Below are 18,690 nucleotides of genomic sequence, written 5' to 3' on the forward strand. Positions count from 1 at the left end.
GTCGAGAGGAGTGTAATCGGGGGCCGTTCGCGCGCCAGCCACAAAAGGTCGGGTCCTATCGACTCCCGTTTTCCCGACCAAATCGGGAATTTTTCCCGATCGCCTCGGGCGCGGTCAGGCGGCCGCTGTCGGAATCAGCGCCTCCACGGTCAAGCCGGCATCGCCGGAGACAACATTGAGCGTGCCGCCCAGCGCCAGGATCCGCTCGCGCATCCCGACGAGGCCGAAGCCGAGCTTCTGGCCCGGCTCCATGCCGCGGCCATTGTCGCTGACCCGCACCCGGGCGCAGCCGCGGCCATCGCCCGCTGCCTGCTCCACCGGCTCGATGACGACATTGACCGAAGTCGCGCCGGCGTGGCGGAAGACATTGGTGAGCGCCTCCTGCACGATACGATAAATGGTGAGATCGGCGGTCTCGCCGGTTGCGCCCAGCGCCGGCGAGATCACGGTCTCGATCGCGACGTCGGGATGCGACTCCCGCCACAGCCGCGACAGGGATTCGAGCGCCTGGCGCAGGCCGAGCTCGGCAAGGCCCACGGGCCGAAGGCGCTCCAGCACGCGGCGATTGAACTGCTGCAGTGCATTGATCTGCTCCAGCATGGCGCTGCCATGTTTTCGCACGGCATCCGCATTCGGGTCGCGTCCGTCCGCCTGCTTCGCCAGCGCGCTCGCATGCGCGCGCAGCGAGAACAAATAAGGCCCGAACTCGTCATGGAGCTCGCGCGCGATCTCCTTGCGCTCGATGTCCTGAAGCGACACCGCACGCTCGGCAAGACGCCGCTTGTCCTCGACCGCCTCATGGAGCGTCGCGGCAAGGTGGTTGAGCTTGGTACAGATCGCGGCGAGTTCCGGCGCGCCGCCCGGCACAACACGGGCATCGTAATATCCGCCTTCGAGCTTCCCCATTGCCTCCGCCAGCGACTGGAGCGGTGCCAGCGCCCGGCCGACCACATTCATCATCAAGAGAAACAGCGCGAGCGCGATCACCGAGCCGACCTCGAGCTGGGTCACGATGCCGTCCCAGATCTCGGCGATCTCGTCGTCGGGATGCGAGGTGATTACGAGTGAGCCGGGCTTGCCGCGGATCGAGACCGGCACGTTGACCGCGGTCTGTTCGGGATGAACCAGGCCGACGAACCAGGCCGGCGGGCCGCGCGTGTCGGCGTCGGCGTCAAGCCGGGGCGGCGTCAGCGGATGGCCTCCGGCGTCCCGAAGCGTGATGCTGACATGGCGCAGGCGGCTGAGATCGCGGGCGATCTGGTTCAGCCGCGCGTCCGGATCGGGCGCCTCGTTCAGGTCCGCCACGATCATCTCGATGAACTCTCGGGCAAGGCGGATCACGCTCTGGTCCTCGGCCTGCACGCGCGGCCCGGCTTCCGCGACCTGCCGGCCGATATTGACGGCAAGCCCGAGCGCCAGTAGCAGCGCCAACAGGAGGTTGATGCGTCCGCGCAAGGATAAATTTTGCCACATTGGTATCGCCTGTGCCTCGCGAAGGATGCCCGCGCCTGTCCGATGACGTTGACAGAGACGAAGCGCCCGATATCTAATCGGAAGCGTACAGCAATCCCGGCCGGGTTGCATGAGGCCACATGAGACACACGCGTCTTGCCTGGCAGCCTCATGCGGCGCAGAACAGGCAAGTGCTATCAGGGGGAACGGGCTGTCGCGGGGAACGCCTATGCGCATTCTGATCGTCGACGATCATCCCATCGTCGCCTCCGGCTGCCGTGCCGTGTTGGCCGACGAGGGCGAGATCGAGATTTTGGAGGCCGCCGACGCCGAAGACGGCGAATGCGTCTTCATCGTTGAGCGCCCCGACCTCTGCATCATCGACATCAACCTGCCGACCGTCTCCGGCTTCGAGCTCGCGCGCCGCATCCTCGAGCGCGCGCCCGAGGCCCGCATCATCATGTTCAGCATGAACGACGACCCGGCTTTCGCCGCGCGCGCGATCGAATGCGGCGCCAAGGGCTACGTCTCCAAGACGGGCGACCCCGACGACCTCGTCGAGGCGATCCGCGCCGTCGGAGGCGGCGGGACTTACCTTCCGACCGCGATCGCGCGCAGCATCGCCTTTGCGGGACCTGCGCTGGCGCAAAGCCCGCTGTCGAAGCTGAACGCTCGCGAGATGGAAATCCTGCGGCTGCTCAGCGCCGGCAAGAGCCTGTCGGAGATCGCCTGGCTGGTGCAGTCGTCTTACAAGACGGTGGCCAACACCTCCTCGATCATGCGACAGAAGCTCGGTGTGAAGACCTCGGTCGAGCTGGTCCGGCTGGCGATCGACAGCGGCGTCGCCTGACACGCGCCGCCACGAATTCGGTCACACAAGCGTTGCAATGTTGATGTGGTTAGAAGCCACTGGAGCTTTGGGCATGACGATTCAGACTGTCTCGACCAATAAATCCTACGGCGGCGTGCAGGGCGTGTATCGCCATGCGAGCCAGGCGACCGGAACCGACATGGTGTTCTCGGTCTATGTTCCGCCGCATGCGGACGGCGCCAGGCTGCCCGTGGTCTGGTACCTCTCCGGCCTCACCTGCACGCATGCCAACGTCACCGAGAAGGGCGAATTCCGCAAGGCCTGCGCCGAGCTCGGCCTGATCTTCGTCGCGCCCGACACCTCGCCGCGCGGGCCCGACGTGCCAGGCGACGCCAACAACGCCTATGATTTTGGTCTCGGCGCCGGTTTCTATGTCGATGCCACGCAAGAGCCGTTCGCGCGCAACTATCGCATGTGGAGCTATGTCACGGACGAGTTGCCCAAGCTCGTGGCGGAGAATTTTCCGGTCGATGCCAAGCGGCAATCGGTGATGGGACACTCGATGGGCGGCCACGGTGCGCTGACCGTGGCGCTGCGCAATCCGCACCGTTTTCGCGCGGCCAGTGCGTTTGCACCGATCGTGGCGCCCTCGCTCGTGCCCTGGGGCATCAAGGCGCTGACCGGCTATCTCGGGCCGAACAAGGATGCCTGGCGCAACCACGACACGGTGGCGCTAATCGAGGACGGCGCAAAATTCTCCGGCTTCCTGGTCGACGTCGGCGAGGCCGACAATTTCCTGAAGGAACAGCTCAAGCCGGAGCTGCTCGAAGCCGCCTGCACCAAGGCGGGCATCCCGCTGACGATGCGGCGGCAGGCGGGCTACGACCACAGCTATTATTTCATCTCGACCTTCATGAGCGATCATCTGCACTGGCACGCGGCAAGGTTGACGGCGTGATCCTCCCCCTCCAGGGAAGGGTGAAGAGCCCCTATCACGGCTTGCCGTAGTTCGGCGCCAGCAGACGGTTGCGGATGAGGTATCTCATCGTTCGTGACCAGGATTCATCCGTGTTGCCGCGCATGTCGGCGCTGGCGGCGGCGATCATGTTGCCGGTCTTCACGTCGCGCAGATAGATGTTGAGATTGATGATCAGGTTCGAGACCTTTTGCACGAGCCCAGTGATCTCCAAATCGGCGCCGAGCTGCCCGGCGAGCTTGAGATCACAGCCGCCGCAGGCCTGCAAATTGGCGTGACGGGCGGCGTCCCTGACCGGCGCGATGTCCAGCACCTGGAACCGGCCCGACTCCGCCAATTCCTTGCGCAGCTGCTCGCTGATGCGCTCCAGCCGCGCCTCTTCCGGCTTGGAGCCGTAGAACTCGCCGGGCAGGCTGGTGTCGATCAGCTCGAAATCGAACACCGCGAGCTTGGGCGGATCGGCGAGCGCGCCCGACCCCGTCACCAGCAAAGCCGCAAGACATATCAATGCTCGCATGAGCGTGATTCCCGGCCTCGCGCGCGCAAGGACGAAATGCGGGGTTGCATGCCCTGACAAATTGGTCATGCTTGAAGCAGAGACAATTCTTCACCGGCGGTCAAGCCGGGGAGATCGTCTGGAGGAAACATGATCCGATGGTTGGCCGGCCTGATCGGCTTTGGTCTTGCCGCGACGAGCGCGCTCGCGGCCGAGCCTGCCCTGATCGGCGTCGGCTATCTCGGCGTCGCTGCTACCCGATCGACGCTGTCGCTGGTCGAGCAGCCCGCGGAGAATGACGGCGTCGCCGGCGCCCGCCTCGCCATCGAGGACAACAACACCACCGGAAAATTCACGGGCCAGCGGTTTTCGCTGGAGGAGCGCCGCATCAAGGAAGGCGAGGACGTGGCGCAGGCCGCAACCGCGCTCGCCGAGAAGAACGGCTTCATCATCGCCGACCTGCCGGCCGATGCGCTCTTGAAGGTCGCCGACGCCCTGCGCGAGCGCGGCACGCTGCTGTTCAACGCCGGAGCGATCGACGAGCGGCTGCGCGAGGCCGATTGCCGTGCCAACGTCATCCACACCGCGCCGACGCGGGCGATGCTGGCCGATGCGCTCGGCCAATACCTGGTGTGGAAGAAGTGGTCGCGCTGGCTTCTGGTGGTCGGCTCACACGACGAGGACAAGCTGTTCGCCGATGCCCTCCGGCGCACCGCTACGCGGTTCGGCGCCAAGATCGTGCAGGAGCGCACGTTCGAGGACAAGGGCGGCGCGCGCCGTACCGACAGCGGCGTGACGCTGATCCAGCGCCAGATGCCTGTCTTCACGCAGCAGGCACCCGCCTATGACGTGCTGGTCGTCGCCGACGAGAGCGAGGTATTCGGCGGCTATTTGCCTTATCGCACCTGGGATCCGCGCCCGGTCGCGGGCTCGGCCGGCCTCGTGCCGCGCAGCTGGGACGCGGCGCAGGACCAGTGGGGCGCGATCCAGATGCAGAACCGCTTCTTCAAGCTGAATTCACGGCGCATGACCGCGCTCGACATGCAGGCCTGGACCGCGGTTCGCATGATTGGGGAAGCCACCTCGCGCACCAACTCCGGCGACGTCAGGAAGGTCACCGACTTCATCGAGGGCCCGGATTTCTCGGTCGCCGCCTTCAAGGGCACGCGGCTGACCTTGCGCGACTGGAATCTCCAGCTGCGCCAGCCCATCCTGCTGGTCGACGGCCGCATGGTGATTTCGGTGTCGCCGCAGGAGGGATTTCTGCACCAGGTCTCCGAGCTCGACACGCTCGGCTACGATCGTCCGGAGAGCAAATGCAAGTTGAAATGAGGACGCAGATGTTGCGCATGTGGCGTGTGGGGCTTTTCTCCGTATTGACGCTGGCGGCAGCACCCGCGCACGCCTTCATCGCCTATGTCTCGAACGAGAAAAGCAACACGGTCTCGGTGATCGATACCGACAGCTGGACCGTGACGAAAACCATCAGGGTCGGCCAGCGTCCGCGCGGCATCGATTTCACCCGCGACGGCAAGTTCGTGATGGTCGCGGTCGGCGACGACGACACGATCCAGGTGATCGATGCCAAGACGCAAACCGTGGTGGACAGCCTGCCCTCCGGCCCCGACCCCGAGCTGTTCGCACAGGATGCCGCCGGCAAGATCCTCTACGTCGCCAACGAGAACGACAACACGGTGACCGTGATCGACCTCGAGAAGCGCGCCCGCCTCGGCGACATCCAGGTCGGCGTCGAGCCCGAGGGCATGACCATCAGCCCGGACGGCAAGACGCTGATCAACACGTCCGAGACCACCAACATGGCGCATTTCATCGACACCTCGTCGCGCCAGATCGTCGCCAACGTGCTGGTCGATGCACGCCCGCGCTTTGCCGAGTTCAAGCACGACTCTTCGGAGGTATGGGTGTCCTCGGAGATCGGAGGCACGGTCTCGATCATCGATCCCAGGAAGCACGAGGTGATCGGCAAGGTCACGTTCGAAATCCCGGGCCTGCGGAAAGAGGCGATCCAGCCGGTCGGCATCGGCATGACCAGGGACGACAAGACCGCCTTCATCGCGCTCGGCCCCGCCAATCGCATCGCCGTGGTCGACGTCGCCACCCGCAAGGTGACAAAATACCTGCTGGTCGGACAGCGCGTCTGGCACATGGCCTTCACGCCGGACGAAAAGTACCTGCTCACCACCAATGGCGTGTCGAACGACGTGTCCGTCATTGACGTCGCCGCGCAAAAGGTGATCAAGACCATTCAGGTGGGCGAACTGCCCTGGGGCGTCACGATCGCACCATGACCACCCCTGCCCCGATCGCCGAACCGCATGAAACGCCGAGGCCGGAAGCGGCCGCGGTGCCGGCGCTGTCGATCGACGGCGTCAGCCATGCCTACGGCGCGCGACGGGCGCTGACCGACGTCTCCTTCAGCGTGCAGCCGGCGAGCTTCACTGCGTTGCTCGGCCTCAACGGCGCCGGCAAGAGCACGCTGTTTTCGCTGATCACGCGCCTGTTCGGTATCCAGTCCGGCCGAGTCTCCATCTTCGGCCATGACGTCAGCAAGAGCCCCGGCGAGGCGCTGCGGCTGCTCGGGGTCGTATTCCAGCCGCGCACGCTCGATCTCGATCTGTCGCTGACGCAGAACCTGCTCTATCACGCCGCGCTGCACGGCATCGGCCGCCGCGAGGCCGCCGCACGCAGCGCGGAGCTGCTCGGCCGCATCGGGCTCACTGAGCGCGCCGGCAGCAAGGTGCGCGATCTCTCCGGCGGCCAGATGCGGCGGCTGGAGATCGCCCGCGCGCTGCTGCACCGGCCGCGCCTGCTGCTGCTGGACGAGCCGACCGTCGGGCTGGATGTCAAGGCGCGCGCCGACATCATCAGCCACGTCCGCCAGCTCGTCACCGAGCAAGGCATCGGGGTGCTCTGGGCGACGCACCTGTTCGACGAGATCATGGCCGGTGACGATCTCGTCGTGCTGCACCAGGGCAAGGTGCTGGCGTTGGGGCCGATGACCCGCGTCGTCGCGGAGGCCGGTGCGCAGGACGTCAACACCGCCTTCATGCGTCTGACCGGCGCGCAAACCATGCCGGGAGGCGGCGCATGAGCAGCATCACCACGCGCGATGCGCCGCGCGGCTTCTCGGCCCAGGAGTACCTGACCTGCCTCACCGGCATCGTCTGGCGCGAGGGCCTGCGCTTCCTGCATCAGCGCGAGCGCTTCGTCTCGGCGCTGGTACGGCCGCTGGTGTGGCTGTTCATCTTCGCCGCCGGCTTCCGCCAGGTGCTCGGCATCTCCATCATCCCGCCTTATGAGACCTACATCCTCTACGAGGTCTATATCGCGCCCGGCTTGATGGCGATGATCCAGCTCTTCAACGGCATGCAGTCCTCGCTCTCGATGGTCTATGACCGCGAGATGGGCAATATGCGCACGCTGCTGGTGAGCCCGCTGCCGCGCGGGTTCCTGTTGTTCTGCAAGCTGCTCGCGGGCACCGCGGTGTCGCTGCTCCAGGTCTATGCGTTCCTCCTGATCGCCTGGTTCTGGGACATCACCCCGCCGCCATCGGGCTATCTCACCGTGCTGCCGGCGCTGATCCTGTCCGGGCTGATGCTGGGCTCGCTCGGCATGCTGATCTCCTCCGGCATCAAGCAGCTGGAAAACTTCGCCGGCGTCATGAACTTCGTGATCTTCCCGATGTTCTTTGCCTCATCGGCGCTCTACCCGCTCTGGCGGGTGCAGGAGGGCAGCCCCTATCTCTACTATCTCTGCGAGGCCAATCCGTTCACCCATGCGGTCGAGCTGATCCGCTTCGCGCTCTATGGCCAGATCAACTGGATCTCGCTGGCGGTGGTTGCGATCTGCACAATCGTGTTCATGATCGGCGCGATTTTGGCCTATGATCCCTCGCGCGGGCTGGCGCGACGCGGGCCTGCGGGAGGCGAAGGATGAAGGTTTGGCATTTGGCTGCCATGGCAATCGCGCTGTCCGGCACGGCCGCGCGCGCGGCCGATCCACGCTATCCGGACTGGCCCTGCACCCAGGCCAAGGTGCCGGAGATCTCGCTGGCCGCCGTCTGGGCTGGTCCGCCGCTCGACGACGTCCAGAACAAGTGGAAGGACGACGCCAGGATCAGCGCGCTGGTCGCAAAATTGTCGGCACGCAAGACGCCGCTCGATAAGGCCGAGAAATCGGTGAAGGAGTTTCTGGCCGCCTCCGGTTCCGACAAGACGGCGAATGCGAAGCTGCTATTTGCCGGTCTGTTCGACACGCTCAATGCTCAACGCTCGCAGGTCATGAACGGGCTCGAACGCGTCAGCCGGAAGCAGCGCGAGGCCGCCGACAAGATTCGCGAGGAAACGCTTCAGCTCCACGCCCTGCAAGGCGCGACTCCGCGCGACGAAGCCAGGGTCGAGGCGCTCAGCAACGAGCTGATCTGGAAGACCCGCATCTTCGAGGACCGCCACAAAGTGGTGCGATTCGTCTGCGAGGTTCCAACCACCATCGACCAGCGCCTGTTCGCGCTTGGGCGCGTGATCCAGCAGGAAATGGAATAGCGGCGCGCGATGGGTTCCCGCGATCGCCGTGGGAATCGTTAACTCATTCGCAGCGCCATCTGCCGGAACCAAATCGATCTAGGATGGCTTGTCGAAGTGAACTCCAGACGTCGGGAGGCCTCGATGGGAACAAAAAGATTCATCTTCGCGGGCGCTGCAGCCCTCAGCATGCTCGCAACCAGCGCCCTTGCTGACGATATGACCGGGATGATCACGCGGATCGATCGGCTCAACGGCACGATCTCGATCCAGCAGACGCAGAAGGGTACGGTCGGCGCCAGCGCAGGCAGCGCCGGCGCGCTCCAGGAGTACAAGGCGAAAGATGCCGCGATGCTGGAGGCCGTCCATGCCGGCGACAGGGTGAGCTATTCTGCGACCGAGACCAACGGCACGGGCACATTGACGAAGTTGCAGAAGCAGAAGCCGTAGCACTGTCTTTGCCTCTCCCGCTTGCGGGGACAGGCAGAGCACCTACGCCCAATCGTTACTGGTCCGGGCGCGGCTCCGGCTGCGCTTCCTCGGTCGGAAGTTTTGCTCCCTCCCAACCGTCGGTGCCGTCCGGATACCAGGCGACATTGGAGTAGCCGTACGCCAATGCACGTTTGGCGGCGTTCCAGGACATCCAGCAATCGGCCACACAATAGATCACCAGCAGCGCGGCCTTGTCGCCGCGCGATGCCTGCGCAAGGCCGCGCTGGAGATAATCGTCCATCGCCGGTGGCAGCATGCCGTAGCCTGAGTCCGGCAGCCAGATGCTGCCCGGAATGTTCCTGCGCGGCGCGTCGCGCCACACCGTGCCTGCAGGTAGGTTCTTCGGTTTCGGCGGACGCGGCATCACGTCGACGAAGGCACCGCTGTTCGCGCGCCAAATCGCCCCTGCCTGCTCGGTCGTGAGCACGCGCGCGCCGGTGAGCGTCGCCGGCACCGGCGCGCGATAATTGTCGGTGCGATAGCCCTCGGGCTCGAACGGCTCCTGCTGCTGCGCCCACGCCGGTACCACGAGCAGGGCAGCGACGATCACAGCAGCAAGAGGCCGTGTCATGGCGTCTTCTTGGCCGTCTCCGCGCCGAGCGGCCGGTTGCTCTCGTCCAGCAGCGGCACACCGAAATCGAGCAGGATCTTGTTGATCTCGCCCTGGTTCTCCTGGATCAACCTGTTGAGCTGCCGCTTCCAGTTCTGGTCGGCGGGCCTCACGCCCATGCCGATGCGATAGACCAGCTTCGGCCCGGTCGTTTCTTTCACCAGCGGCGTGACGTGGAGCGAAGAGCCGGCCTTCTTCGCATAGTGGCCGGCCATCGGTCCCCACAGCACGCCGGCGTCGATCTTTCCGGCGGTGAGGTCATCGATCATCGCCTGTGCCGAATTGTCGAAGCGCGTGTCGATCATCAGCGGATAGGGCTTGGCATCGCCCATCAGGCCGGCCAACGCCATGTTGGTCGCCGGCGGCGTGCCGGCGACGATGCCGATATGCTTACCCTTCAACTTCGGATCCTCGAGCGTGTCGACATCCTCGAGCCCGCTGCCGGTCTTCGCGACCAGCGCATACGTCGTGCGGTAATAGGGATTGGTGCCCTGCACGAGATCGTCGCCTTGCGGGAAGCCCATGATGACGTCGCAGCGATGCGCACCCAGCGTCATCCGCACGAAACCGGTGGCCTGCGGGAAAAAAACGTAGTCGAGCTTCTTCTGCAGCTTGTCCGCCAGGAATTCGGCGAGCTTGTTCTCGAACCCCTCGCCCTTCTCGTTGGAGAACGGCAGATTGCGCGGGTCGGCGCAGACGCGCAGCACCTTCGGGTCGACCAGCTCGAACGAGAGATCGCCGGTCTCGTTGATCTGCGCGGCGGCGACATCGCCGAACGTACAGGATGCGACCGCGACCCATAGTGAAAACAACCAGCGACGATGTCGTCCGGCCTGCATCATCGCGCTTCCTCCTCGTTTTGGTTGAATGTTATCCATGCAACGCATGACGCGCCATGTATGCCAACTTTGTGCTGGCTTTGCTTTGTTGCAGTGCAATGAGACAAACCCTTTGAACTGAGGCGGAAAAGTGTCTCGCATCGCTCTCGTGATCGCAGCCTTGTCCCTGGGACTCGCGACGCTAGCACGCGCCGGGGCGGCCGAATTGCCTGTGAGCGAAGTCGCGCCGGGAATCTTCGTACACTCCGGGACCATCGCCCTGATGACCCGCGAGAACGAGGGCGACATCGCCAATGTCGGCTTCATCGTCGGCGATGAGGCCGTGGCCGTGATCGACACCGGCGGCAGCTTTCGCGAGGGCGAGGCGCTGCTGGCGGCTGTGAGGGCCCGGACGCCCAAGCCAATCCGCTACGTCATCAACACCCACGGCCATCCCGACCATGTCTTCGGCAATGCCGCGTTCGTGGCCGAGGGAACCAGCTTCGTCGGCCACGGCAAGCTGCCGCAGGCGCTGGTGAGCCGCGGGCCATTCTATCTCGACAACTTCAGGCGCATCATGGGCGGCGAGCTGATCAATCCCGTGAAGATCGTGCCGCCCTCCCTGCTCGTGACGGACACACTGACGCTCGACCTTGGCTCACGCCGCCTGACCTTGCGGGCGTGGCCGGCCGGGCACAGCGACAACGATCTGACCGTATTCGACGAGACCACCAAAACCCTGTTCGCAGGCGACCTCGTCTTTCTCCGCCACATTCCAGTCATGGACGGCAGCATCCGCGGCTGGCTCGACACATTGAAAGGGCTTGAGGCGATCCCGGCGCTGCGGGTCGTTCCCGGTCACGGCCCCGTGAGCGACTGGCCTGCCGCATTGACCGATGAACGGCGCTACCTGTCAACGCTACTGTCGGACGTTCGCACGCTGAACAAGAGCGGCGAGCCGATCCGCGCCGCCGCAGACAAGGCCGCCGCGTCGGAACGGCCGCATTGGCAGCTGTTCGACGACTACAACGCCCGCAACGCAACCGCAGCATTCTCGGAAATTGAATGGGAGTAGCGGGCGCGCTAGGCTGTGGCAGGAGATCAGCTTCGCTGACTCCGGGGACCATGACCCATGACGGGATGCACACGCCGCCTCACTCTCACCGCCCTCCTGCTCGGCCTCGCTTTCGCGACGCCGGTGCAGGCTGAAGAGGCCTACGATCCCTGGCCGGGCCTGGTGCAGGACATCTTCAGCAACCGTCCGATGAACGACGGCAGTGCCGTCATCGGCATCGAGATGCCGTATCGGGCCGAGGATGCGGCGATCGTGCCGGTCACCTTGCGCAGCAAGCTGTCGCCCGGCGACAGCAGGCGCATCCGCTCGATCACGCTGGTGATCGACCGCAATCCCGCGCCGATGGCGGCGAAGTTCGAGCTCGGGCCGGACGCCAATGTCACGGAGATCTCGACGCGCGTGCGCGTCAACAATTACACCGACGTGCATGCGGTGGCCGAGCTCAGCGACGGCCAGCTCTATGTCTCGAAAGTCTATGTGAAGGCCTCCGGCGGCTGCTCGGCGCCGGCAGCAAAGAATGTCGAGGAAGCCAGGAATCGGCTCGGCCAGATGCGCTACCGGCAGTTCGCACGCGAGGAGGCGCCGGCAAGTCGCGTGCGCGAGGCGCAGATCATGATCGGGCATCCCAACAATTCCGGGCTGCAGATGGATCAGGTCACGCAGCTCTATATCCCCGCCTACTTCATCAACCAGCTCAAGCTGACGCAGGACGACAGTCCGGTGCTGACGATGGAAGGCGGCATCTCGATCTCGGAAGATCCCAACCTGCGCTTCACCTATGTCTCCAACGGGGCCAAGCGCTTCCGCGCCGAGGCGAAGGACACGGATGGGCACGTGTTCCGGAATGAATGGGACGTGGAGAAGCCGGGGACGTGAGGCAAGACGGGGTGGGGTGACGGTCTCTCCCCATCCAACAGCGCCCGAGTGGAGAGATCACCCCACCCCGCTCGCGCTACGCGCGATCGACCCTCCCCCTCCAGGGCAGGGTGAGACACCGCGGCGCAATTTAGAAGCACCTCACCTCGGCTTCCGCCTGCGCGCGGCGCAAATCATTTACCGCCGAGTTCGCCTGCTCCGAGGTACGGAACTGGACACCGAGATTGCCGCGGACCTGAGACATGCTGAGCGCGGTCTCGGCGGTAACATAGCGCGCGTAGGGCATGATCGAAGCCACCACGTCGATCGAGCAGGAACATTGCTCGATTGCAGCCCGTGTCTCTCCGTTGGCCTTCATGCACCCATAGACATATTCCGCGCGCGCTGAGGTCGGATAGTCATTGGCCTCCTCGGCCCACGCCACGCACGCGGTCGCAGCCAGCACCGCCAATGCGGCGACAATCGGTCGTAGCCGTCCGGCCAGATTCATGCGCGTCCTCCCGCTGGTTGCGAGCAAGGCTATGCTATGCGTATTGTCCTGAAAAGCACTCCGTCAGAGGAAACGGCTCACAAGGCGATGAGAGCACTCGGTGTGATAACGGCATTTGGCCGAACATTGGCGCTCGCGACGACGCTGGCGCTGACGGTGGTCGCACCCGGCCGCGCCGCGGATGCGATCCGCCTTGCGGTGCAGAAAACCGGAACATTCTCGTGGGAGCTGGCCGCAATCCGCAGCGCCGGCCTCGACAAGGAGGCCGGCCTGTCGCTGGAGGTCACCGAGCTCGCGAGCACCGAGGCCGGCAAGATCGCGATGCGCGCCGGCAGCGCCGACGTCATCCTGTCGGACTGGCTGTGGGTGTCGCGCGAGCGTGCGCTGGGCGCCAAGCTCACCTTCTATCCCTATTCCAGTGCACTTGGCGGGGTGATGGTGCCGGCCAATTCGCCAATCAAGACGCTCGCGGACCTGAAGGGGCGCAAGCTCGCCGTCGCCGGCGGGGCGATCGACAAGAGCTGGCTGCTGCTGCAGGCGCGGATGAAACAGGACGGCATCGACCTGAAATCGGAAGCAACCATCGTCTATGGCGCGCCGCCCCTGATCGCCGCCAAGGCGCTCGACGGCGAGATGGATGCGAGCCTCAATTTCTGGAATTTCTGCGCCCAGCTCGAAGCCAAGGGCTTTAGACGCCTCACCGGGATCGAGGACATTTTGCCGAAGCTGGGTGCGAAGGGTGCCGTCTCCGCCGTCGGCTACGTCTTCGACGAGAACTGGGCCGCGAGCCATCGCGACGCCGTGGCGCGCTTCATCGCGATGACCCGCAAGGCCAAGGAGCTGCTGGCGACTTCGGACGCGGCCTGGGACAAGGTCGCGCCGCTCACCGGCGCCACCGACCCGGCCGTGCTCAAGACCTACCGCGACCGCTACCGCGACGGCATTCCGCGCCGGAGCATCGACGACGAGGAGAAGGATGCACGCGTGCTCTACCGCGTGCTGGCCGAGATCGGCGGCCGCGACCTCGTCGGCCCCGCAGCCGAGCTCGATCCCGGCACCTTCTATCACGCAGTCCCCGGAGACTGAGGTGCTGCGTCTGCTCTCGTTCGCCCTGTTCCTCGCGATCTGGTGGATTGCCGCGCTCCTCGTCGGCGGCGCGAAGCTGCCCTCCCCGCCGTCCGTGCTTCAGGTCATGATCGCGGAAGCCTCTTCCGGCGCGCTGTTCCTGCATCTCGGGGCGACGCTGGCTCGCGTCGCGCTCGCCTTCACCTTGGCGATGTCGCTCGGCAGCGCGATCGGCTACCTCATGGGCCGGGTGAAGCTCGCCGACCGGCTCGGCGATCCCTGGCTGATCCTGCTGCTCAATTTGCCGGCGCTGGTCGTGATCGTGCTCGCCTATATCTGGGCCGGGCTCACTGAAGCCGCCGCGATCGCCGCGATCGCCATCAACAAGCTGCCGACCGCCATCGTGACCTTGCGCGAGGGCACGCGCGCGCTCGACCGTTCGCTCGACGAGATGGCGAGCGTGTTCGCGATGCCGCGCTGGCGCGCGTTCCGCCACGTCGTGCTGCCGCAGCTGGCGCCCTATATCGCAGCCTCCGCGCGCTCCGGACTGTCGCTGGTGTGGAAGATCGTGCTGGTCGCCGAGCTGCTCGGACGGCCGAACGGCGTCGGCTTCGAGATCGGCGTCGCCTTCCAGCTGTTCGACACGCCGCGGCTGCTGGCCTATTCGCTGACCTTCGCCGCCGTCGTGCTCGTCATCGAAACCGTGCTGGTGCAGCCGTTCGAAGCCCGCGCAAACAGGTGGCGGCCCCGTGCGGCTTGAGGTCGAGATCACAGGCAAGACCTTCAGGAGTGCCGCGGGCGGGACGCACGAGGTGCTGGCGCCGGTCAAATTCGCGCTTCAATCCGGCGAGGTCGGCGTGCTGATCGGCCCGTCCGGCTGCGGCAAGAGCACGATGCTGCGCATCATCCTGGGATTGGACCACGACTTTGCAGGCCGCATCGCGCGGCCGCCGGAGGCGCGGATCGGCATGGTGTTCCAGGAGCCGCGGCTGCTGCCGTGGCGCTCGGTCGAGCAGAATGTGCGGCTGGCTGCGCCCGATGTCGCTGATGCCAAGCTCGCCGAGCTGTTCAAAATCCTGGAGCTGGAAGCGCATCGCGACCACTATCCCGGTGAGCTCTCGCTCGGGTTGGCCCGGCGCGTGGCGCTCGCCCGCGCCTTTGCCGTCGAGCCGGATATTCTGGTGCTCGACGAACCGCTGGCATCGCTCGATGACGCCCTCGCCGGACGCCTGCGCGATGAGATTGCAACGCTCGTCGCGAGCCGGCCGGTGATGACGCTTTTGGTGACACACAGCCTGGACGATGCAGTGCGCCTGGGCGACCGGCTGTTCTTCCTGTCGCCGCGGCCGGCGCGGATCGTGGCCGAGGTGCCTATCGGCATCCCGCGCGACATACGCGGCGAAGCCGAGATTGCGGCGATCAAGGCCGGCCTCGCCCAACGAACTCAAGGCGACCGCACTGAGCGAGATGTCTCATAGCCGGTCGCCTGGCGGACGTGCTAGACTAAAGCGCGATGAGATTTGGATGAATCGTCATCGCGCTTTAGGTTGTTGTTTGCGCATGATCTTCCGGAAAACCGCTTCGCACTTTTCCGGATCATGCTTTAGGCCGGCGGCGGAGCTGATGATGACGCGAACGGTCGCCTTCGCAACACTTGGTCTTGCAGCGCTTAGCCTCGCACTCGTTGCGATGACGGCCGGCGCGCAGGACATGATGCGTGGCGTCGACCTCACCTCCCCCGCGATGGTCTCGGCCGAAATGACGAGGCCGGAGGTCGAGGCCGTGCTGGCCAAAGCTAGCGCCGCGCAGCCAGCCGATTTCACCGGCAAGCGCCTGTCGGGTCTCGATCTCTCGGGGCTGGACCTGTCCAACGCGGTTCTCCGCGCCGCGCGGCTCAACAAGACAATACTTCGAGACGCCAGGCTTGACGGTGCGATCCTCGATCAAGCGTGGCTGCTGGATGCGGATCTTACCGGCGCAAGCCTGAAGGGCGCCAATCTGTTCGCCTCGCAAATGGCCCGCGCGCGTCTCGACGGCGCGAACCTGTCGGGAGCGCGCATCGCTGCCGACCTCACCGGCGCAAGCCTGGTCGGCGCCTCGATCGCGGACGCGCATCTTGGCGCCGACATGCGCAACCAGTCGATGGGGCTGATGCGCGCGGTGCTGAGATCCGCCAATCTGGAACGGCTGAACGCGCGCAACGCCGATTTGTCGCGCGTCGACCTCGAATTCGCAGTCCTCAGGGGCGCCGATCTGAGCGGTGCATCACTGAAAAATGCCCAACTCGGCGGCGCCGATCTGACCGGCGCCATCGTCATCGACACCGATTTTGACGGCGCCGATCTCGTCTCGGCGAAGCTGATCGCACCGAACGGCCTTGACCGCGCCAAGAATTTCGACAAGGCAAAGAGCCGCGAGCGCCTGATCAGGGAATGACGGCGCCCTTTGGGAGGACTGGCTGATGCGTGGGGTTCTTGCTTTGATCGCGTTGCTGACGCTTGCCGGCGAAGCCGCCGCGCAGACCAAGGGCAAGGGCATCCGGCTGTGGAATCTGACGACGGAGACGATCTCCGGCTTCCAGCTCGCGCCGGCCGGCAAGTCCGACTGGGGTCCGAACCAGTGCTTGAATGACAAGGACAAGGAGGTCGACCACGACGAGCGGCTCCGCATCACCGGCGTCGAGCCGGGCCGCTACGATGCCAAGGTCAGCTATCCCAATGCGCGGCAGTGCATCGTCCGCGATATCGAGATCAAGGCGGATGCGGTGTTCTCGATTGCCGACAAGGATCTGAAGGAATGCACGAAGTAGACTTTAAATAGATTCTTGGAATGGATTCTTACGCCTTGTCGTTCGGGTGCGGATATTCGCAACGCCACCGCACTGCCTGCCACTTCGGATGCTCGCCGACCCATTGCGCGATATAGGGCGGCGCGGCCATGACGCACTGGCGGGGCGACCCGGAATAGTTGAACACCAGATGCTGCTCCTCGCAGGTCGCAGGCGAGAGCACCGCACACACAGTCACCACCAGGTCAATCGGGTTCATGTCGGGATCCTCTCGCAAGGGGCAATGAGAGATTAACACATAGGGCTACGTCCCAACGAGGGGGGAAGTTTCAAACGGGCGTGAGCATGGGGAAACTGGCGATCTACACTTCTCTTCCCCTTCTCCCCTTGTGGGAGAGAGTGCACTGCCGTTGCGGAGACAGTCTCAAGCTAGAAGTTAACGCCGAACACCAGTCGCGCCTGATGCCGTTCGAAATTGACGAGGTCGAGATTGCCGCCTGAGCCAGCCGGCCGACCCCAGGCCTGCATGCTCCAGCTCATGGTCAGCCGGGAGCGCTCGGAGAGCTGGAAATAGGCCGTCGGCCCGACGAACAGGGCCTGGCCTGTGAACTCACCGAGACCGATGCCTTCATACTGCCGGAAATAGCGCATCTCGCCGCCGAGGAGCACATTGGGCCGGACGCGCACCAAGCCGGCAAACGCCGCACCGATCGTGGAGCTCTTCTCGGATACCCCTCCAATCTCGAAGCGCGCCCATTCCGGTTGATAGATCAGGTTGAGGGCACCGATGGCGAAGTTCGGGATGAGTTCGCGGTCAAAGGCCAGCGTGAACTCGGTGCCATACATCCGCCCTTTCGCGCCGCTGGTCTCGTCGATGCGGTCGCCGTGCAGTTCGGCAGCGATGGTGAAGCCGAACGGCGCGCGCTCGCGGTCGAGCAGGCGATAGCGCAGGTCGAGCGAGGCGCCCTGGAAGTTGAACTGGCGGCGGTCGTCGATATCAGGGACGCCGGTGATGTCGTGCAGGCTGGCGATGCCGCCGACCTCGATACGAAAATTCGGCAGCGGCACCACCTCGATCTCGACCTCGTGCTCGAGGGCGCGATAGGCCACCCCGCCTTTGCCGAAGCGTCCTGTCGTCTCGGTCTGGAATTCGCGCTCGCCGACATTGCCGACATCGGTGCCGATCATGAAGCCGAAGATATGCTCGGTATCAAAGCCTTCCTCGGCGCTGGTGCGTGCCGGCACCAGCGCGATCGCGCACCCAATCACCGCCCAGAACTTACAGGCTCTGCCGCCCATCCCGTGCCCCAAAGGCGCGCGCCGCTCTGATGCGGCAGCAGCGCTGACCGGGCATCAGCGTAACACAGAGCCGCAGAGCATGGTCGAGATTTTGATGGGGTGGGATCGAAGCCTGCACATGCGGCTTCGCGTCAATCGCAAATCACCGAGCACAATGAGGCCAGGCCGATATCCGACATTGCCGAGATCCGAATTGCCGAGATCCGACACTGCCACGGCTGCGACGGCGTCCGCCATCGAAGCCGCGGCAGGTCGTCGGTCCTACTTGCGCGAAGCGCAGGCGTACATGTTGATTTCCATGCCGACCGGCACTTCCACGATCTTCGGAGCTTTCCAAGCCATTCGGGTCTCCCAAGGTATTGAGCGCGACATCGCGCGGCGCAAAACCTAGGGCTGCGTCAGGTGCAGTTCAAGCCTCGATTCGACTGCCGAGCGCGTCTGTGTCGATTCTTCGCGGCTGCATTTCTCTCTCGGACAAAGCCAGTTCCCTCTTGGTCAAACACGACCAGCGAGACACGACCTTGTGCAACGCACCGCGCGTCGAATCGACAACGGCGCCGTCAGCAGCCCTTGTCGGCCATTTCAGCATTCGGCTTGGCGCCTTCGGCGCGCTGAGCCGCCGTCGGCTCACTCTGCATTTGCCGCTGCGCATCCTCGGACGAAGTCGGCGTTTCGCCGCTTGCACGATTCATCGTGCTGGTCGGCGGATGCTGACTGGTATCGCTCGCTGAACTGGACGAGTGCGATTGCGCGGAGCCCACGGTAACCGGACCAGAACCAGCATCCTTGTCGGTCTTGTCGGTGCTGGCGCTGCCGGTGTTGCACGGACCGGCGAGGGCAACGCCGGCGCTCAATGTCAGGATCGCGCAGGCAGCAAGAACGGAACGTTTCATGTTCATCT

Annotated in this window: 24 protein-coding genes; 15 read left to right on the forward strand and 9 right to left on the reverse strand. The window is 64.8% G+C overall.

Annotation, left to right across the window (positions count from 1 at the left end):
• Positions 1–114 precede the first annotated feature (114 nt).
• Complete coding sequence (locus tag JQ566_RS30380) at positions 115–1,473, reverse strand: histidine kinase (RefSeq protein ID WP_212379236.1); 1,359 nt, start codon at positions 1,471–1,473, stop codon at positions 115–117.
• 208 nt (positions 1,474–1,681) lie between these two features.
• Between JQ566_RS30380 and JQ566_RS30385 the strand changes: the two genes are divergently transcribed.
• Both JQ566_RS30385 and fghA read left to right on the forward strand, forming a co-directional pair.
• Complete coding sequence (locus JQ566_RS30385; RefSeq protein ID WP_008562541.1) at positions 1,682–2,302, forward strand: response regulator; 621 nt, start codon at positions 1,682–1,684, stop codon at positions 2,300–2,302.
• A 73-nt stretch (positions 2,303–2,375) separates the two neighbouring features.
• Positions 2,376–3,221: an S-formylglutathione hydrolase gene (gene fghA / locus JQ566_RS30390; RefSeq protein ID WP_212379237.1), complete on the forward strand. Its 846-nt coding sequence runs from the start codon at positions 2,376–2,378 to the stop codon at positions 3,219–3,221.
• 34 nt (positions 3,222–3,255) lie between these two features.
• Here the strand turns inward: fghA and JQ566_RS30395 are convergent, their stop codons facing one another.
• Entirely contained in the window at positions 3,256–3,825 is a 570-nt protein-coding gene (locus JQ566_RS30395) for a DUF3280 domain-containing protein (RefSeq protein WP_212379239.1), read from the reverse strand.
• Between the two features lie 60 nt (positions 3,826–3,885).
• Between JQ566_RS30395 and JQ566_RS30400 the strand changes: the two genes are divergently transcribed.
• The 6 genes from JQ566_RS30400 (at position 3,886) to JQ566_RS30425 (ending at position 8,726) form a co-directional block, all read left to right on the forward strand.
• Positions 3,886–5,067 (forward strand): ABC transporter substrate-binding protein, encoded by a 1,182-nt coding sequence (locus JQ566_RS30400; protein WP_212379241.1) that lies wholly within the window; start codon positions 3,886–3,888, stop codon positions 5,065–5,067.
• An 8-nt stretch (positions 5,068–5,075) separates the two neighbouring features.
• Positions 5,076–6,044 carry a YVTN family beta-propeller repeat protein gene (locus tag JQ566_RS30405; RefSeq protein WP_212379327.1) on the forward strand — a complete coding sequence of 323 codons (969 nt, stop codon included), beginning with the start codon at positions 5,076–5,078 and terminating at the stop codon, positions 6,042–6,044.
• Positions 6,041–6,847: an ABC transporter ATP-binding protein gene (locus JQ566_RS30410; protein WP_212379243.1), complete on the forward strand. Its 807-nt coding sequence runs from the start codon at positions 6,041–6,043 to the stop codon at positions 6,845–6,847. The genes JQ566_RS30405 and JQ566_RS30410 overlap by 4 nt, the downstream gene beginning before the upstream one ends.
• On the forward strand, positions 6,844–7,692 hold the full coding sequence (locus JQ566_RS30415) for an ABC transporter permease (protein WP_212379245.1): 849 nt from the start codon (positions 6,844–6,846) through the stop codon (positions 7,690–7,692). Before JQ566_RS30410 ends, JQ566_RS30415 begins: the two co-directional genes overlap by 4 nt.
• Positions 7,689–8,297, forward strand: coding sequence for a hypothetical protein (locus JQ566_RS30420; protein WP_212379247.1), 609 nt, complete (start codon positions 7,689–7,691; stop codon positions 8,295–8,297). The genes JQ566_RS30415 and JQ566_RS30420 overlap by 4 nt, the downstream gene beginning before the upstream one ends.
• Positions 8,298–8,420: 123 nt before the next feature.
• Positions 8,421–8,726: a copper-binding protein gene (locus JQ566_RS30425; protein WP_212379249.1), complete on the forward strand. Its 306-nt coding sequence runs from the start codon at positions 8,421–8,423 to the stop codon at positions 8,724–8,726.
• Between the two features lie 55 nt (positions 8,727–8,781).
• Here JQ566_RS30425 and JQ566_RS30430 read toward each other — a convergent pair whose 3' ends face one another.
• Together JQ566_RS30430 and JQ566_RS30435 are read right to left on the reverse strand one after the other, a co-directional pair.
• Positions 8,782–9,339 carry a PQQ-dependent catabolism-associated CXXCW motif protein gene (locus tag JQ566_RS30430; protein ID WP_212379251.1) on the reverse strand — a complete coding sequence of 186 codons (558 nt, stop codon included), beginning with the start codon at positions 9,337–9,339 and terminating at the stop codon, positions 8,782–8,784.
• Positions 9,336–10,220, reverse strand: a complete 885-nt coding sequence (locus tag JQ566_RS30435; RefSeq protein WP_212379252.1) for a substrate-binding domain-containing protein — start codon at positions 10,218–10,220, stop codon at positions 9,336–9,338. The genes JQ566_RS30430 and JQ566_RS30435 overlap by 4 nt, the downstream gene beginning before the upstream one ends.
• Before the next feature lie 127 nt (positions 10,221–10,347).
• On the opposite strand from JQ566_RS30435, the gene JQ566_RS30440 reads away from it, so the two are divergent.
• Together JQ566_RS30440 and JQ566_RS30445 are read left to right on the forward strand one after the other, a co-directional pair.
• Positions 10,348–11,271: a quinoprotein relay system zinc metallohydrolase 2 gene (locus JQ566_RS30440; protein WP_212379254.1), complete on the forward strand. Its 924-nt coding sequence runs from the start codon at positions 10,348–10,350 to the stop codon at positions 11,269–11,271.
• 57 nt (positions 11,272–11,328) lie between these two features.
• Positions 11,329–12,147 carry a quinoprotein dehydrogenase-associated SoxYZ-like carrier gene (locus JQ566_RS30445; protein WP_212379256.1) on the forward strand — a complete coding sequence of 273 codons (819 nt, stop codon included), beginning with the start codon at positions 11,329–11,331 and terminating at the stop codon, positions 12,145–12,147.
• A 130-nt stretch (positions 12,148–12,277) separates the two neighbouring features.
• Here the strand turns inward: JQ566_RS30445 and JQ566_RS30450 are convergent, their stop codons facing one another.
• Positions 12,278–12,637: a hypothetical protein gene (locus JQ566_RS30450; RefSeq protein ID WP_212379258.1), complete on the reverse strand. Its 360-nt coding sequence runs from the start codon at positions 12,635–12,637 to the stop codon at positions 12,278–12,280.
• Between the two features lie 87 nt (positions 12,638–12,724).
• Here JQ566_RS30450 and JQ566_RS30455 point away from each other — a divergent pair, with 87 nt between their 5' ends.
• The 5 genes from JQ566_RS30455 to JQ566_RS30475 all read left to right on the forward strand — a co-directional run bounded on the left by JQ566_RS30455 (position 12,725) and on the right by JQ566_RS30475 (position 16,511).
• On the forward strand, positions 12,725–13,723 hold the full coding sequence (locus JQ566_RS30455) for an ABC transporter substrate-binding protein (RefSeq protein ID WP_212379260.1): 999 nt from the start codon (positions 12,725–12,727) through the stop codon (positions 13,721–13,723).
• Between the two features lies 1 nt (position 13,724).
• Positions 13,725–14,462 (forward strand): ABC transporter permease, encoded by a 738-nt coding sequence (locus tag JQ566_RS30460; RefSeq protein ID WP_212379262.1) that lies wholly within the window; start codon positions 13,725–13,727, stop codon positions 14,460–14,462.
• Entirely contained in the window at positions 14,452–15,180 is a 729-nt protein-coding gene (locus tag JQ566_RS30465) for an ABC transporter ATP-binding protein (protein ID WP_212379264.1), read from the forward strand. The genes JQ566_RS30460 and JQ566_RS30465 overlap by 11 nt, the downstream gene beginning before the upstream one ends.
• A 148-nt stretch (positions 15,181–15,328) precedes the next feature.
• Positions 15,329–16,138 (forward strand): pentapeptide repeat-containing protein, encoded by an 810-nt coding sequence (locus JQ566_RS30470; protein ID WP_212379329.1) that lies wholly within the window; start codon positions 15,329–15,331, stop codon positions 16,136–16,138.
• Positions 16,139–16,163: 25 nt separating this feature from the next.
• Positions 16,164–16,511, forward strand: a complete 348-nt coding sequence (locus JQ566_RS30475) for a hypothetical protein (RefSeq protein WP_212379266.1) — start codon at positions 16,164–16,166, stop codon at positions 16,509–16,511.
• A 28-nt stretch (positions 16,512–16,539) separates the two neighbouring features.
• Here JQ566_RS30475 and JQ566_RS30480 read toward each other — a convergent pair whose 3' ends face one another.
• The 4 genes from JQ566_RS30480 to JQ566_RS30495 all read right to left on the reverse strand — a co-directional run bounded on the left by JQ566_RS30480 (position 16,540) and on the right by JQ566_RS30495 (position 18,688).
• The gene (locus JQ566_RS30480; RefSeq protein WP_018642677.1) at positions 16,540–16,749 is read right to left on the reverse strand and encodes a hypothetical protein; all 210 of its coding nucleotides are present in this window, start codon (positions 16,747–16,749) and stop codon (positions 16,540–16,542) included.
• Between the two features lie 170 nt (positions 16,750–16,919).
• Positions 16,920–17,789 (reverse strand): hypothetical protein, encoded by an 870-nt coding sequence (locus tag JQ566_RS30485; RefSeq protein ID WP_212379268.1) that lies wholly within the window; start codon positions 17,787–17,789, stop codon positions 16,920–16,922.
• A 261-nt stretch (positions 17,790–18,050) separates the two neighbouring features.
• Positions 18,051–18,131 (reverse strand): pyrroloquinoline quinone precursor peptide PqqA, encoded by an 81-nt coding sequence (pqqA, locus tag JQ566_RS30490; protein WP_008562446.1) that lies wholly within the window; start codon positions 18,129–18,131, stop codon positions 18,051–18,053.
• Positions 18,132–18,349: 218 nt separating this feature from the next.
• Positions 18,350–18,688, reverse strand: coding sequence for a hypothetical protein (locus tag JQ566_RS30495; RefSeq protein WP_249139896.1), 339 nt, complete (start codon positions 18,686–18,688; stop codon positions 18,350–18,352).
• Between the last annotated feature and the right edge of the window lie 2 nt (positions 18,689–18,690).

The organism is Bradyrhizobium sp. SZCCT0231, from assembly GCF_018130245.1.
GTDB lineage: Bacteria > Pseudomonadota > Alphaproteobacteria > Rhizobiales > Xanthobacteraceae > Bradyrhizobium > Bradyrhizobium japonicum_F.